Here is a 15961-nt window from a genome sequence, read left to right on the forward strand (position 1 = left end):
ACTGTCTCACAGCCCCGGGCAGATTTGAACTGCCGTCGTCGGATCCAAAGTCCGATATGCTTGGCCACTACACCACGGGGCTATCCCGATAAAATGAATAGTAACAGAACTCTTAATCCTTTGCCAAAATAAATGTCTCCCCGCTGCGACGCGAGGCACCGATCGGAAACAATTTCCAAGATAAATTTGTAGTTATGGAGTTATCTTTATGGCTCTGGTTGGGCAGACGCTCTCGCAAGCCATGCAGAATATGCACTCGCTCTCCCTCACCGGGTCACATTTGTCGGTTCTGTATTTCGCAAAGAGGGACTTATCCTTTGATATGTCTTTGTCATTTCCTGTTCCCATCTGGCCGGGGTTAAGCTCCCACTCGTACAGACTTACCGGGCAGACATCCATGCATGCCCCGTCCGCAACACAAGCATCCCAGTCGACAGCAACCTTTGTGCCGTGTATACCCAAGCTTATGGGCATGGGTTTTCCATCAGCATCGGTTCTCTTTATTCCCTCTCCTCTTACCTCGTGATCATGGTGTTTGCCAGTTATGGGGTAATCCTTGGTATCATCCATAAAATTTTCTTGTATTGGTTTCGGCTTGTAGTCAAGTGTTTCAACTTTTACCAAACTATCACCAATCAGAGATTCCAAAGAACTTATAAAATGTTTGTTAAGTATCTTACATAATGAACCGAAAATTTATCATTAATCCGGTTTGGTCACTTTTGCGTAATGGCCCAGTGTCATCTCAGGAAAGGCAGAATGATGCAAATTTATTGGCCTCAGCCATTAAAAAATGGACCAGAGCTGCTTCTAGGCTCTTGGATTTATGATATGATAAAAATTTAACCCATGATGCGATATATATACATGCCCACAGTCAAGAGTGGAATAATCGACAGAAAGCAGCAGGGAGAGTTTGTGAGCTCCCTTATCAGACAATTAAAGTTCAAGAGAGAGGACTTCAGAACCGTAGGAAGCATCGGTGGTTTCACAGCTCTGATCGACCTCGGAAATTTTGCAGTTTCGTTCAACAACGACGGAGTAGGGACCAAGGTCCTGATTGCTGAAGAGACAGGAAGATGGGATACAATGGGTATAGATTGCATTGCTATGAACGTAAATGATGCAATAACCGTAGGGGCAGAACCCATTGCCATGGTAGACTACATTGCACTTAATGAGGCCAACAGTGAGGTCGCAAGACAGATCGGTACTGGCTTCAACGTGGGGGCGCAGATATCGAACATCACGATAGTCGGTGGGGAAACCTCCATCGTGCCAGATCTCGTCAAGGGCATTGATATCTCTGGTGCGGTTCTTGGAATAGTGCAAAAGAGCCAGATTGTGAACGGTGAGAATATAAAGCCTGGTGACCTGATCTTTTCCCTGCAAAGCAGTGGTTTGCACTCCAATGGATTTACCACCGTCAGGCATATTCTTGGAGAGAATTCAATTAGCATGGATGAACAGTTTCCTGGGGATAATAAGAAGACTGCTGATGTTCTGCTTGAGCCAACAAGGATTTATGTAAGAGAGATCCTTGACATTCTGAATATTGTTAACATTCACGGAATGGCAAACATAACCGGCGGTGGATTCAAGAATCTACCGAGGATGAAGGATATGCACTATGTCATAGAAGACCCGGTTGATCCACCAAACGTCTTCAAGCAACTCATGTCACTCGGCGGTCTCAGTTACGACAAGATGTACGAAACCTTCAACATGGGTACAGGGTATGTGGTTATAATCGATCCGGAGAGCAGGCTTGACTTTATTAATACCCTGAAAAGCAGGGTTTCCATAAAAGAAATTGGTCACGTGGAAGCAGGAACGGGAATCAGTATTCCAAAATTCTCGGTTGAACTTGCCGAGTATTACTGATTCACCACTATAATTTATTATTATTTTTGTGTAGTATACGATATAACATTTAGGTTAAATCCAGGGTTTACCTTATTTTCCTATGAAAATTGTAGCAGTAGTAGATGAGGACAATATGATCACTCCGCTGGAATACGGAAGTTCCATATTCCAGATTGATGATGAGACGAAGGAAATTAAGGAATATGAAAATCCAGGTTTTGGATCGCCCTACGGCGGAAAAGAACGCGCGATGGCAGCAATTCTAACGCTGAATGCAGACGCTATAATTGTGAAGGAAGGATCGCTCTGTCCCGGCTCTTATCACATGTCCCTTGGGAAGATGAAATACATACCGGTTGAGGAAGAAAAACTGGATGACGTCATGAAAAACCTTCCGGAAATAAAGAAACAAGCAGTGCCTGAGCTCAACATGGACATGTACAGAGAGTAATCTCTTCCTATTTTTTAATGGATTTTGCTATCATGTTTGCTAGGCGAAGAGGTTCTGGAATGTTTCCGGTCCTTGTCAATTTTTTGATATAAACCATCGCTGATCTCTGTTCTGTTCCAGCCCGATTTATGAACAATACCGATCGGTTGGGAAGATACAGTTCCTCTGGGGAGTATCTCTGCATTACGTCTATCTTTTGCCTCCAGTTGTCCTGCGTTTTTTCAATGGCATCTGCAATAGCTTCGAGATCAGGCCTTTTTCTAGTTATAGAAATCACCGGAATACCAGTTGCATTGAATATGCGGAAGAGATCAGCAACATTGAAGCCACCAAATGTAACGCCATATGCCATTATTATGGACGCATTTCTCTTAAAATCACCATTCACAATTTCAATGATCGTCTCGGTTGAATCAAGGCCATCCACTTCAATAGGGCGGATAGAAACGGACTCAACGAGTGAATCTGCCCTAATCAGTACTCCAGCTATCATGCAGTTTTTGTCCCTTCCTTTCATGAATGAACCGTCGTCAATGCCAACCGCCCTGAAGTTGGGTTTCATATTTATTAGTATGAGAAGTTTGGTTAATAACATCTTTGCTGCTTTCATTTACGCCTGAATTTTTGTCTCTCTAATAGAAGATGAATAGGCCATAATGTTTCAGTTATCCGGACCTATTGTAACGTATCATTCAAAAGACAGTAGATGTAAAAATTTCATCCAAATAATCTACTTGATCCTCCTTGCCCATTTATTTAATCACCAATTTCCAGTTAATCTTTGACATTTTATATCGTCATGAATAACGCCGAGATTCGTAACGCACAGCTTCTCCGGTACTCTTACCAAAACGCTTATATCAGGCAAAGATATACCAAGCTTACACGCTTTAATGCACTTTCTGAGTAATACTTAGAGGGGAAGGGTATGAGGTTCTTTTTTAGAACCGGTGACGCCAACCAATAATAGTAACAGCAAAATGGATTGTGTAAACTGCTAAACTGCCTGGGGAATGGTTTGGTTTGGAAGCTGATGAAGGACGTGCCAAGCTGCGATAAGCTTCGGGGAGGCGCATGGAGCCTTAGATCCGAAGATCTCCGAATGGGACTTCCTGTCTCAAAGACACTCCGTAAGGAGAGGGCACCCGGGGAATTGAAACATCTTAGTACCCGGAGGAAAAGAAATCAATAGAGATGCCGTTAATAAGGGCGACCGAAACCGGCAAAAGGCAAACCGAATCCTCCTCAGTAATAAGGAGGAGATGTGGAGTTTGGACTTTTTTTAACACCTACCGACCTAATTCGAGCCATCTGGAAAGTTGGATCACAGAGGGTGATAGTCCCGTAGAAGTAAAGTCGAAGGTCATAAGAAGAAGTATCCAGAGTACCGTGCGTCGTATTTCGCGCGGGAATGTGGGTGGCACTAACACCCAACCTTAAATACATTCCAAATCCGATAGCGAACAAGTACCGTGAGGGAAAAATGAAAAGTAACCCGAAAGGGTGGTGAGAAGTACCTGAAACCAGGCAGTGAAAAACTTATAGGGCACTTAAGGGGTGATACCGTTAACGACGGTGGACCGGTGTTCTATTATCCGTGTTGAAGAACGGGCCAGGGAGTTTTGACGAGTGGCAAGGTTAATCCTTTAAGGAGTAGCCGTAGCGAAAGCAAATATCCGCACAGCAATGGAGGGATGACGTAGTAAATGCGTTTAGTCACTTGTGGAAGACCCGAATCCGGTCGATCTACGCCTGAGCAGGTTGAAGCCCTACGAAAGTAGGGTGGAGGACCGAACCAGTTCTGATGTGCAAATCGTTTGGATGACTTGGGTGTAGGGGTTAAAGGCTAATCTAGGCCGGTAATAGCGGGTTCCCCTCGATACTACCCGCAGGTAGACTTCAGTGGAGATGCTCAGCGAGGTAGAGCGACTGAATAGTTGGTTAGCAGTCGAAAGACTGCGCCGACTTATCAAACTCCGAACTTGTTGAGATCGTAGAAGCTGGATGCTAGAGTGCAGAGATAAGCCCTGCACTCGTGAAGGGAACATCCTAGACGAGGGTTAAGGTCCCTAAAACTGACTAAGTGCGAATTAAAGGGGTTTGTGGCCAAAGACAGTGTGGAGGTTGGCTTAGAAGCAGCCATCCTTTAAAGAGTGCGTAACAGCTCACTCACCGAGGCTACATGTCCCGAAGATGGAAGGGGCTAAAGTCAGTTACCGAGACCTTCGAGCACCGAAAGGTGATCTGGTAGGGGGGCGTACCGTGTGGGCAGAAGTTTCTCTGAGAGGAGGAGTGGACCGCACGGTATCGTGGATCCTGGCAAAAGTAGCAGACAAGAATTGTGAGAATCAATTCCGCCGAAAGGGCTAAGGGTTCCTTGGCAATGTTCGTCAGCCGAGGGTTAGCCGATCCTAAGGTCATCCTTAACAGGAGATGACCGAATGGGAAACTGGTTAATATTCCAGTGCCTTGAGTGTTTTGCCGTATGTATAAACTTCCGGATAGGGAGACCATGGGAGTCAACGTGGTCGTGCATATAAACGGGGGGAGAGTTGTAATGACGAGAAACCTGCGAAAGTGTACGAGTACCCTTCTGGGTATTCACTCTATTCCAGGAGTCCGTGAAAGGTATATACGGGTCAAGCTCAAGATCGTACCAAGAACCGACACAGGTGCCCCTGGATGAGAAGTCCAAGGCGTTTGGGAATAATGGACGCGAGGGAACTCGGCCAAATAGCTCCGTATCTTAGGTAGAAGGAGTGCCTATCCCGTGATGGAATAGGTCGCAGTGGCAAGGGGACCCCGACTGTTTACCAAAAACACAGACCGCTGCTAGTCCGTAAGGATGTGTATAGCGATTGAAACCTGCCCAGTGTCGGTACCTGAAAGCCTCGTACAAGAGGAAGAAGGGCCGATAAACGGCGGGGGTAACTATGACCCTCTTAAGGTAGCGTAATACCTAGCCGCTTAATTGGCGGCTTGCATGAAGGTTCAACGAGAGTCCCACTGTCCCCGCGTTCAGCCCCGTGAAATTGATGCACTGGTGCACAATCCAGTCTCTCCCACGTGAAAGCGAAGTCCCCGTGGAGCTTTACTGCAGCCTGTAGCTGTAATACGATTTTTATTGCGTAGTGTAGGAAGGAGCCGTCGATGCCAGAGTTTTGGCTTTGGTGGAGGCAACGATGAAACACTTCCCTTTAGGAATTGCGTTACTAACCTTGAAAGAGGGACAACTATTGGTGGGCAGTTTGGGTGGGGCGCCACGCTCCCAAAAATTAAACAGGAGCCCCCAAAGGTTAGCTCAGGAGGGTCAGTAATCCTCCGTAGAGTGTAAGAGCAAAAGCTAACTTGACTGTGTTCCGGACAATAAGGAACGCAGATGCGAAAGCATGGTCTAACGAACCACCCTGTCCCCCTTTAGTGGAGGCGGGTGATAAGAGAGAAGTTACCCCAGGGATAACTGAGTTGTCCCCGGCAAGAGTTCACATCGACCCGGGGGTTTGCTACTTCGATGTCGTCTGTTCCTATCCTGGCGCCGAACAAGGTGCCAAGGGTGGGGCTGTTCGCCCATTAAAAGGAATCCTGAGATGGGTTCACTACGTCGCGAGACAGTAGGGTTGCTTCTCCGTGGGAGTGCTCGATGTCTGAAGGGAAGGAGCCTTTAGTACGAGAGGAACGGGGGTTCGTGACTTCTGGTTTACCGGTTGTCTGGCAAGGCAATGCCGGGTAGCCACGTCATTCGCGGATAAAAGCTGAAAGCATCTAAGCTTGAAGCCGCCCCTGAAAATAGACATCGTTTGAGACCACTCCTAAAAGAGGAGGTTGATAGAACTGGGATGTAAGTACCGAGCTTTTGCGAGGTATTCAGTCCACAGTTACTAATCGGTCGAATGCACAATCCATGCTTCAGAGACCTGATTATTGGTTGGTTATCATACCAAGCGTTATTTTTTATTTTTTTTTGAATCAGCAATTGATGATTGTGTTCAGCATATTCTGTATGTTAAATCCAAATGGCCCCGGTTTTGTACTTCAGATCAAAGTATCATTGAACTTCAATGCCGTGTGGTTTTGTTAGTAATAATCAATATTTTCTATTTATGTCGGACATTGTCACGTATCTTTGCACCAATAGTGTTATAAAGGGAATAATGGTAGTGGAAAACATGACATATTCTTCGGAAATAAGCAGGAATAATCCTGGACTTTTCATATTCATGATAGATCAGTCCAGGTCAATGAGCCACAAACTCGGTGGCGGTAGCAGATCGAAGGCGGCAGAGGCAGCTGACGCAATAAATAGGCAGATCGGGGAAATAATCAACAGATGCACCAAGTCTGAGGGTGTCAGGCACTACTTTGACATAGGTATAATCGGCTACGGAGCAAGAAGAGGTGAAGCCACATCGATGCTTTCGGGTGCCACCGTGGTTCCGATCAATGAAATGGAATCCAGAATACTGAAGACGGAAACTAGAAAGCAGTCAATCGATGGCCAGGAGATTGATTATGAATTCCCTGTATGGTTCGAGCCTGTGGCTGCAAGTGATACCCCAATGGTCAAAGCAATTGATCTGGCAACACAGTGGGCAAGGGAATGGGCTTCAAGCCATTCTGATTCATTTCCACCAATAGTGATAAATCTCACAGACGGTGAGGCCACAGATGGCAACCCCGTTGATGCCATGGAGGAGCTGAAGTCCGTGTCCACAAACGATGGAAAGGTCCTGATATGGAATTGTCATCTTTCAGAAAACCGCACAAAACCTGTTTCTTTTCCGTCAAGCGTTCATGTCCTCCCCGAAGATAAGTATGCAGGAATCCTGTTTGAGATGTCTTCGGAACTTCCAGAAGGGATGATAGCAATAGCGAAGGAGGAGTACACTGAGGTATCCACAGGGGCAAGAGGATATGTATTCAATGCCCAGCTGGAGGATCTTATAAAACTGCTTGATATAGGCACTCGCGCAGCTTCTACGTTGATGAAATGAACCTTGTCACAGAGGCTCATAGGCCAAAGCTGGGAAATGACGAACGGGAGTACGAGGACGCTTTCTACTTTTCCGGGGACAGAAATAGATACGCTATTGCAGACGGAGCAAGTGACTCTGTTTTTTCTGGCATATGGGCCCGGAATCTGGTTAAAACATTCGTGAACCAGGAGACTAGGGTGGCTGAAATTACTGAAGATACTCTACACTCGCTGATCAGCAGTTCGAGGGATTCATGGTACAGGGACATAAATTGGGACCAACTCAGCCTTTTTGTAAAGAACAAGGCAGTCAAAGGATCATTTTCAACCTTTCTCGGCATGGACGCATTTCGTATCGAAAGTAAATACAGGATAGATGTGGTAGCTGTGGGGGACAGTTGCATTTTTTTCCATCATGACAGCGTTCTAAAATCTTTTCCCATTGACGATCCATCAAAATTCGGAAACACACCAAATCTGTTGTGGAGTGGTTATGGTGCTCCTTTCACTGGAGAGTTCAGGTGGAAGAAACCTAAATTCTCAACATTTTCATTTGATCTGAGCCCGGGGGACAGCATCATACTGGCGACTGACGCACTGGCAAAGTGGATGCTTGAGAACAGTGAAACCGCATGGGACTCACTCATGGATTGCGGAGACTACTTGGAATTTTTCGATGATCTGCGGAGAAAGCGGGAGATGAGAAACGACGATATCACAATGGCAATGATTACTTTAGACTCCTGATCCTGGATGGTTCTGTCCCTTCCCAGAGCGGATCCTTCCCGCAGGCCTGGACAAGGATATCTGTAAGTTTCCTCGTTTTTCCTCCAATCCCTTTCAGTTCGTCTATCACCTCTGACCCGGAAGGATCCATAAAATCCTTCGCATCCAGTATTAGCTTATCTCCATCGTATCCGTTATATTTCCACAGGGAAGGATCCCTTGATAAGGCATACAGGGAGAGGTATACAACGAGCACAGAAAAATTGTCAAGGTTCTCGCCATAATGATCACCTCTCAGAGGATGCTGGAAATGTTCATGGCCCTTTTCTGGAGCGATCCTTCCATTGAATGGGGGAACATACATCCCATCATAGTCTATGAGCCGGACCTTCCCAGACGGGTCTATGATTATGTTATCACCTGATATGTCCCCATGTGCTATTCCGTACATTCGCAGTTCAATTGCGGAATTCAGGAATTCGTCCGCAACGGATCTGAGGTATTTTGCGTCGTTTAGATGGGACACAATGAAAGAGTTAAGGCTTACACCCTCAACCCAGTCCATCTGCAGAATCGGGTAATATGTCGCAGGCTTGTTAATCATCCTTATTGCGGAAGAGAGGTACTTGAAACCCACGAGAAACGGCAGGGATATGCCTGACAGGTACTCGCTTATAAGGTAATATCTTTCAGCGAGGTCAGGTGCGGCCCGCGTGAAACACTTAAGCGCATAATCCCTCGAGTTGGTATTTATTTTGAAGACAGTCCCAAAATTACCGGAACCAAGTATGTACGAGATAAACTTCACGTTTTGGTTGCGGACCAGGTTGCCCGATCTTATTTCGGCGTATTTCTCTGAAACGCTGAAGGAGAGGTTTTGCAGTGCCTGTGAATATGTCGAGGAATTTGGCCACGACTTAATTATCTCGTTTCTAAAACCATCAGGCAGCTTTATATTTTTCCTGATGGGCGCCGCACCTACTTCGGATATTACAGGTGAAACTTCGGTTTTTGGACCACGGGAAGCATCAGGCGCCTTAATTAAGAATGTAAAATCCTCAAGATAAACCATCTCTCCTTTTCCAAACGCAGCAAGCGATGCTTGCGCCTCCCCCAACGTTCCTGGAAAGAAACTGATAACGCACCTTCCGGATTTCACCTTTCCATGGAAGAGCTTCTTTTTTCCTCCAGGAAGAATAACAGCAAGTTCAGCACGATTTACCATGTTGTTAGTTTTAAGAGAGACGACCTGCTCCGAATCAGATTCAACTTCTTTACTGAACTGAATGTAGACCATGGCCCCTCTTGATTGCTTAGCAACTTTGGAATCAGGAATTGCAGGACTTCTATTTTCGGCCATGGTTATCACCGACTATACCTAAAGCTATAAATTTGTTCCTATATCTGCTGTGCAATCATTTCCAGCTTAAAAGAAATATGAAATGACAACTATCAGCGCGACGGCGATCACGGCGGAAATGGTGGTAGAAATACGCATTCTCTGCTCAAGCACAGTTTCATGGACAAAGGACTTCCCTTCAGGATTCTTTTCCCTGTATGCGGATATAACCGAATACCTCTTGAATGATGGGTTCACAAATCCTTCAGCCAGGACTGGATAAACCATGAGCATGAATATGAGTACAATATCAAACCCTGGTGACAACAGAAGAGACCATACATGGGCAAGGGAGTAAGCCGGATACAGCTCTACAGCAAGAAAGAATATGAGATTCACCAGCCCGAATATTCTAACCAAATGGGATATTCTTCCTATAACCTCTCTTATGGACCCGGGAGCAATTTTCTGAGCCTTTGTCACAAATGAGCTGGCAAAGACCGGATAAGTGAGGATAGCCGCTAACCAGATGGCGACAAGAGCAATCTCAAGGCTGAAGACAAGCTCATTCTGCATGGCAGTCATTTTGTTTAAGAACGTATAATATTATAAAATTGATGGTAGTGAGCAGGAATCACTTTTTTTCCTGCTCAATTATCTTTGCGGAAATCTCGGAAAAGATCTTTTCCATATCCTTGTTGGTTTCAACGATTGGTATACCCTCATCTGCCTTTTCAACCACTTCCGGAATGAGGGGGACTCTTCCCAGGAACGGTACTCTGTGAGTCTCTGCTGCTTTCTCGCCTCCACCTGTCTTGAAGATATAACTGACTTTTCCGCAGTGCGGGCAGATGAAACCACTCATGTTCTCGACGATCCCCAGGACCTTGATTTTCATTTGATCGGCGAAGTTTATGGCTTTCTTTGCATCAAGCAACGCAACTTCCTGTGGGGTAATCACGATAACGACACCTTCAACTTCCGGAACGATCTGCGCAATACTTAGGGCCTCGTCGCCAGTTCCTGGCGGAAGATCAAGTATAACATAATCTGTATCCTTCCATACCACATCCTCCAAAAACTGTTGTATTGCTTTATGCCGGAGGGCTCCTCGCCAGACGACTGCCGTATCCTCATTAGGCAGCAAAAACCCCATGGATATGACCTTAACGCCATATTTAGTGTTCACAGGAGAAATGCCACTATCATCGGCGTATACTTTTTCCTTGTCTACACCAAGCATCTTGGGATCATCTGGCCCGTTTATGTCGGCATCAATAATTCCTACCTTGAATCCCTGCCTGGCAAGTGTAACTGCAAGGTTAACTGCTATGGTAGATTTTCCGACTCCTCCCTTGCCGCTCATCACCATGATAGTGTGCTTCACGTCTTTGTATTTGGTAGACTTTGGCGGCGGTCCGACAATAGGTGGAGGGGGGGGTTTATTTACTTTAATTGTTCCACTGGTCATGGAACTGAATTTCATCTTATGATTTAGGTTTAACCGCTCATATGATCGCAGGTCAGATCATTCGCCTTCAGAAAAATAAGCCTGGAAATTTTGGTATGAGGTTACACGGGAAGAAACTTTACTCAAAGTCTAAGGGCAATTAACAGGAAATCGTTAAATAGCATTCTTACAATTTATATTGGAATGGAAAAAGTCAGGTTCGGAACATTCATAAGACAATATCAGGTTGCGGACGGGCTGGTAAAGGAAGGGAAGATAACAGTAGAAAACATTGATCAGGTAGAGGCAGTGAACAAATCGATAAAAATGTTGGACCCCAGGATCATGGAATATGCAAGGAGAATTCTTGGAAAATGATGCCCAGTTATTCCAGTATACTTGATGTGGCAACGTTCGTGCCTTCCTTCATGGCAACAGGGCTCAATCTTTCAGGGATTATAGGAAACAAGCACTACGCATCACTTTCCCTGAAGTTGAGTATGCTGATAATTTTCCCAGCCATAATCACAATATTGCTTTCCTTGTTCAACAGCTGGATTTCCATAATATTTCTTATTGTGACATTCATACTGATTTTATACTCATACATTTACCTGGCCATCATAGTGGATGATTATGCACACAGCGCCAGGGCTGTTGATGAACTTACGAGCAGTAAATAATGGCCTAGAAGTTGATAGCGATCCTTTTTTTTCTCCAAGGAATAAGTCACAGGCCACAGTTTCGCAGGTTATTTCCCAGAATTTGAATCAAGGGGCGTGTTCACGAGTTTATTCCAGGCAGACTTCCGGAGTTCAGGATTCTGGGAATCTGGGGCAAGCTTCAGGTTCATCTTCAGCACCATTAAGCTGAGTACGGCGCCGCCAAATGACATAATTGCCATTATTAAGAAGACACCATCCCACCCAAAATCAGGCACAAGAAATGAAGATACAAGTGGCCCGATAGCGTCTGCAGAATTCGATATGAGGCCCATCCCGAACGTTCCAGCGCCCATCATTGCTAGTGGAAACACGCTTGTCGTGGATGCCCACAGGTTAGGGGGTATCATCATCAAGAATGCGTTCACCAGGATCGCGAGTACCATGATTTGGAAGGATAATCCTCCCACTGTTACTATAAGAAGTGCGCCTACACCCATCAGGCAGTCTGCCACCGCAATTATTCTAACCCTTGCGTCAAATATCTCGCGGTTCGTCCTTCCTTTCCTTGCCAGCAAGTCACCTGCAATGGCACCGATAAATGCGGTGACAAAGCTCGCAGTCCCCCATATTATAATAAGATAGTTTGTTTGCTGAAAATCATAACCGATGTGGTTGGAAAATGTAGGCAGAAAACCACCAATGGTGAACAGCGTCCATGTGAGTGGAATCTGGAGAGCTCCCATTACCCATGTCATAGGATTTTCCCAGGCTCCGCCTTGGGTTCTGGATTTTGCCTTTTTCACGAGGCAGTATTGCGTCTTTGGGGATTTGGCAAAAGCAAAGTACACCGCTGCGCCGGCTAGCATGACCACTCCCGTAACGTAGTAAGTTTCCTGCCAGCTCATTGAGTCGAATATTCTGGAGAGAAGGGCGCCAACGGCACTTCCCAGTGGAACGGCTCCGAGGGTGAAGGCTAAAGATCTGGCACGTTCAGATTGCCTGAACCATCCAGAAAGCTGAATCGTGAAGAGTGCTATCATCATTATGGTAAGCCCCTGGAAAAATCTCAACAGGGTTAATGTGTAAAGGTCACTGGCGATAGGTATTAGGAACTGAGGAATTATAAGGACGGCCTGGGCAAGCAGAACCCCAGTTCTCAGCCTGGTATCAAAAATCCCCCCATGCCCGACAAAAAATGCCGCAAAAAGACCTATGGAAAAAGCATCCACTCCATAGACCTCAATTGTATTGCTTCCGACGCCAAGGTTTATTGCTATGGATGGGGCGGCAATACTGAAAGACGTCAGTGAGATGAAACTAGTAGTCATTACCAGCCCTGCAACAGCGGCCATTACCCACCTGTATGGCGAGAGTTGCTCCGCTGACAAAGTATAAGGATTTTCCGTACAATCATCCATCGCAAGCCATCTCCGATAAAGTATCGAAATGCAGGATAAAAACCAGAAACCTATTCCTTAAGGATCTATATCTGCGGCGTTCTCTCGGTTCAGGGCCGTTTTCCGATGTTTTTTTTGACTGACTTAGATCAGAAAAACCACATCCTCATTATTTAAGCACTAGTTGCTTCTTGTACTAGACAAAGAAAGGTCATTGTATCCTAGAAAAAAATACAGCGTTGCTTTAGTAATAATGTTCTGATTTAACAGTAACGTATATAGCTAAAATCAGATTACATGATGGAGGAAGAGTGTGACCCATGGTCAACCTCTCCTCAGTGAAGTGATAGAATGCCGAGATTTGAGGTATCAGAAAACCTTAGCAAAAAAATGAACGATTTGAGCAGGGCCAGGCAGTCCCTTATAGAAGAAATGGAAGCCATTATGTTCTACGATGAGCGCGTAGACGCGACTGAAAACGAAGAGCTGAAAAGCGTTATGGCCCATAACAGAGACGACGAAAAGGAGCATTTTTCATTGATCCTAGAATTTCTCAGAAGAAATGATCCGGAGCTTGACAAAGAGCTTAAAGAGATCCTGTACAGCAAGAAAAGAATTCAGGAACTTGGAGACTAGGGTCATCTTTCTACCAATCAAGTACCCGCCATTGGTGTTGCTTGAATAATTCAACAGCCTTCGCTGTATGAACAATTCGCACGGGCGCAAAGTCTTCATTACAATCTCGCAAATCTTGTTCCAGGCCCTATCACCTCTAATTGCTTAAGTTCCTGCCACACCTGAGTCATGGACGCATATATCTGGAATTCTCCTAAAGTCTCAGAATCACAATGCAGCGAGATGGATGAAACTTGCCCAATGAACTGATAGATGCGTTGCCATTGTCAAATGTTTTATTTAATGTCAACAATATCACCTCGTATGTCCGGCACGGAATGTGTCTTCTGCAGGGAGATAGTTCAGAAAAGGAACGCCGAGATCGTCTTTGAGGACAATGATACTATGGCGTTCCTGGATTATGCGCCAGTTGATGAGGGGCATCTTCTTGTCATACCGAAAAAGCATTTTGTTAACATCCTTGATATTGACCCCGAGGATTTCTTGAAAGTCCAGCGCGTCGTCAAGGACCTCTGCCAGCCCGTAAAGGACGCTATGAACGCGGATGCCATAAACGTAGGTCAGAATAATGGCCCGTGCGCCAACCAGATTGTGATGCATTATCACGTGCATATAATTCCAAGATGGTGTGATTCCAACCTTAGCTGGAACAGGAAGCGGGCAAGCCCTGAAGAACTCAGAGAGACCGCGTCAAAGATACGGGCCGAGCTTAGGCGCGTAGATATGTTAAAATAAGAGCACATTCAGCACAATTGTTTTCCCTGCTTCCTGTAGTTCCTCACTCCACCTATACTGGCGTGCGGCTTGTCATTGGTAAAGTATCATGATGATGGGAATATTTCAGCGACAGTATGTTTATACATGGGTTCTGGCAGGTTCACTGAAGCATTGATGTCATAGAATATGTGACACACCCCGCTTGATCTGGATAAATACCCTAAACCATATGGTTTTCGCTTGAATAGCTAAAGATATGTGTTTCGCATCGGTAACTCAGAAGACTTGTTACTAAGGAGTTCCAAAAGCAGTTGAACAGATATGCCTGCACTCTAATATTACTGCTATGAATACGATTGACCCCTGCAGGTAACGAGCAAAAGAAGAAAAGAGCAAATGGACAAGCAAGGAATAGTAAATTCTGTTCTGGTGCTCTGGCCTAACCTGAATAGAGCATAATCTGCAGATGTTGTCTGTCAGATAATGGATTTCAAATCGTTTTGTGATGCATATCTTATGAAAGCATGGTTAAAGATAAGCTGGCATCTTATTGGCGGGTCGTGGTATGTTGCGTTTCGATCGCCTCAGGCTGCCCCGTCATGCTTGAACTGTGCCCGCCAAATATTGATGATTTCGGGTCTAGATATTTCTTGATATTGTTGATGGCCATATAGGCTTCGGCACCACCAACAGCGATTAACAGAACCTTTTGCGCGTTTTTTGCCTTTGATCCATCGCCGACAGCATAAATGCCTTTCAGGTTAGTTTCAAATTTCTCGTTCACAGTAATAAATTTACCGTCCACGTCAAGAGAGATCGATCTAAAAGATACGGGTGCGCTGCGAAGTCCTATTGCAACCAAAATCCTGTCAGCTTCGTACTCGGTGGTTTCACCGTTCAGGGCGTTTCTGGTCACAACATTTCGCAAACCTTTTGCATCACCCAGGATTTTAATGGGGGAGCTGTTCATGTTGAGCGTGACGTTGGGTTTATCCAGGACAGCTTTGACCGTTCTCTCTGCTGCTCTTATCCTTGTACCCCTCTGCACAATGTGAACTTTGCTAGCAACAGCGGACAGCTCTTCAGCCCAATCAAATGCAGAATCACCTGCACCTACAATTACCACCTTTCTGTCTCTGAAATCTTCGGCATTTCTCACGGTGTAAACGACGCCTTTTCCACGATATTCGTCTTCCCCCTCAACTCCAAGTTTCACGGGATCGAATGACCCGATTCCAGATGAGATTAAGATGGTTTTTGTTGTGAACACTATCTTTCCGTTGACCTCAACATCGTACATTGAATCAGGCCTGGAAATTATGTCTGTCACTTTTGAATTCAACAAAATTTTACTTCCAAAAAACTCGGCCTGTCGCGTCATGTCCCTAACAAGCTGTTCCGCCTTAATTTTCGGAATTCCTTGAACATCGTACACATCTTTTTCCGGATACAGGGCAGTCAACTGGCCACCGGTAGAATCCATTGCCTCTAGCGTGACACTGTCGATATCTCTCAATCCTGCGCAGAATGTGGCAAAAAGTCCGGTAGGTCCGGCTCCTATAATCACTAGGTCCTTTTTTTCAGGTTTGTATGATATCATCCTGTCACTCATATGGTTCATTGGAGCGAACTATATGTTGTTGATCTTTCTCGATGATAAAATACGTCGTCGTAGCACAGCAATAAGAAACTGGCAATTATATATTATCGCATTAAGCAGTAGTATGGAATACTGCCATGGC

General features: G+C 45.3%; 15 protein-coding genes, 1 tRNA gene and 1 rRNA gene. 9 read left to right on the forward strand and 8 right to left on the reverse strand.

The genetic code is table 11. The annotated features are described in order from the left end of the window. Positions 1–9: 9 nt before the first annotated feature. Positions 10–82 (reverse strand) — tRNA-Gln (locus tag QW597_06335). 110 nt (positions 83–192) lie between these two features. Next, positions 193–624 (reverse strand): ferredoxin family protein, encoded by a 432-nt coding sequence (locus QW597_06340; GenBank protein MEM0156196.1) that lies wholly within the window; start codon positions 622–624, stop codon positions 193–195. 243 nt (positions 625–867) lie between these two features. Between QW597_06340 and purM the strand changes: the two genes are divergently transcribed. Next, positions 868–1884, forward strand: a complete 1017-nt coding sequence (gene purM, locus QW597_06345) for a phosphoribosylformylglycinamidine cyclo-ligase (GenBank protein ID MEM0156197.1) — start codon at positions 868–870, stop codon at positions 1882–1884. Positions 1885–1966: 82 nt separating this feature from the next. Then, positions 1967–2317, forward strand: coding sequence for a hypothetical protein (locus QW597_06350; protein ID MEM0156198.1), 351 nt, complete (start codon positions 1967–1969; stop codon positions 2315–2317). Between the two features lie 7 nt (positions 2318–2324). On the opposite strand, the gene QW597_06355 is transcribed toward QW597_06350, so the two are convergent. Further along, the gene (locus tag QW597_06355; protein MEM0156199.1) at positions 2325–2927 is read right to left on the reverse strand and encodes a DUF99 family protein; all 603 of its coding nucleotides are present in this window, start codon (positions 2925–2927) and stop codon (positions 2325–2327) included. A gap of 371 nt (positions 2928–3298) precedes the next feature. Between QW597_06355 and QW597_06360 the strand changes: the two genes are divergently transcribed. From QW597_06360 to QW597_06370, 3 genes are all read left to right on the forward strand, one after another. Beyond that, positions 3299–6219 (forward strand): 23S ribosomal RNA (locus tag QW597_06360). Between the two features lie 198 nt (positions 6220–6417). Then, positions 6418–7308, forward strand: a complete 891-nt coding sequence (locus QW597_06365; protein MEM0156200.1) for a VWA domain-containing protein — start codon at positions 6418–6420, stop codon at positions 7306–7308. Then, the gene (locus QW597_06370) at positions 7305–8036 is read left to right on the forward strand and encodes a protein phosphatase 2C domain-containing protein (GenBank protein ID MEM0156201.1); all 732 of its coding nucleotides are present in this window, start codon (positions 7305–7307) and stop codon (positions 8034–8036) included. The genes QW597_06365 and QW597_06370 overlap by 4 nt, the downstream gene beginning before the upstream one ends. On the opposite strand, the gene QW597_06375 is transcribed toward QW597_06370, so the two are convergent. The 3 genes from QW597_06375 to QW597_06385 all read right to left on the reverse strand — a co-directional run bounded on the left by QW597_06375 (position 8020) and on the right by QW597_06385 (position 10825). Then, the gene (locus QW597_06375; GenBank protein MEM0156202.1) at positions 8020–9375 is read right to left on the reverse strand and encodes a hypothetical protein; all 1356 of its coding nucleotides are present in this window, start codon (positions 9373–9375) and stop codon (positions 8020–8022) included. The genes QW597_06370 and QW597_06375 overlap by 17 nt on opposite strands. A gap of 66 nt (positions 9376–9441) precedes the next feature. Continuing rightward, a complete protein-coding gene (locus QW597_06380; GenBank protein MEM0156203.1) occupies positions 9442–9939 on the reverse strand; it encodes a hypothetical protein in 498 nt (165 codons plus the stop codon). 49 nt (positions 9940–9988) lie between these two features. After that, positions 9989–10825: an Mrp/NBP35 family ATP-binding protein gene (locus QW597_06385; GenBank protein ID MEM0156204.1), complete on the reverse strand. Its 837-nt coding sequence runs from the start codon at positions 10823–10825 to the stop codon at positions 9989–9991. Positions 10826–11008: 183 nt separating this feature from the next. Between QW597_06385 and QW597_06390 the strand changes: the two genes are divergently transcribed. Further along, a complete protein-coding gene (locus QW597_06390) occupies positions 11009–11182 on the forward strand; it encodes a hypothetical protein (protein ID MEM0156205.1) in 174 nt (57 codons plus the stop codon). Continuing rightward, positions 11179–11487, forward strand: a complete 309-nt coding sequence (locus tag QW597_06395) for a hypothetical protein (protein MEM0156206.1) — start codon at positions 11179–11181, stop codon at positions 11485–11487. The genes QW597_06390 and QW597_06395 overlap by 4 nt, the downstream gene beginning before the upstream one ends. A gap of 68 nt (positions 11488–11555) precedes the next feature. Here the strand turns inward: QW597_06395 and QW597_06400 are convergent, their stop codons facing one another. Next, positions 11556–12887, reverse strand: coding sequence for an MFS transporter (locus QW597_06400; GenBank protein MEM0156207.1), 1332 nt, complete (start codon positions 12885–12887; stop codon positions 11556–11558). 330 nt (positions 12888–13217) lie between these two features. Here QW597_06400 and QW597_06405 point away from each other — a divergent pair, with 330 nt between their 5' ends. Both QW597_06405 and QW597_06410 read left to right on the forward strand, forming a co-directional pair. Continuing rightward, complete coding sequence (locus QW597_06405) at positions 13218–13502, forward strand: ferritin (GenBank protein ID MEM0156208.1); 285 nt, start codon at positions 13218–13220, stop codon at positions 13500–13502. 303 nt (positions 13503–13805) lie between these two features. After that, on the forward strand, positions 13806–14237 hold the full coding sequence (locus QW597_06410; GenBank protein MEM0156209.1) for an HIT family protein: 432 nt from the start codon (positions 13806–13808) through the stop codon (positions 14235–14237). A gap of 529 nt (positions 14238–14766) precedes the next feature. On the opposite strand, the gene QW597_06415 is transcribed toward QW597_06410, so the two are convergent. Further along, complete coding sequence (locus QW597_06415) at positions 14767–15831, reverse strand: NAD(P)/FAD-dependent oxidoreductase (GenBank protein MEM0156210.1); 1065 nt, start codon at positions 15829–15831, stop codon at positions 14767–14769. Positions 15832–15961 lie beyond the last annotated feature (130 nt).

This window comes from Thermoplasmataceae archaeon (assembly GCA_038729425.1).
Lineage (GTDB): Archaea > Thermoplasmatota > Thermoplasmata > Thermoplasmatales > Thermoplasmataceae > B-DKE.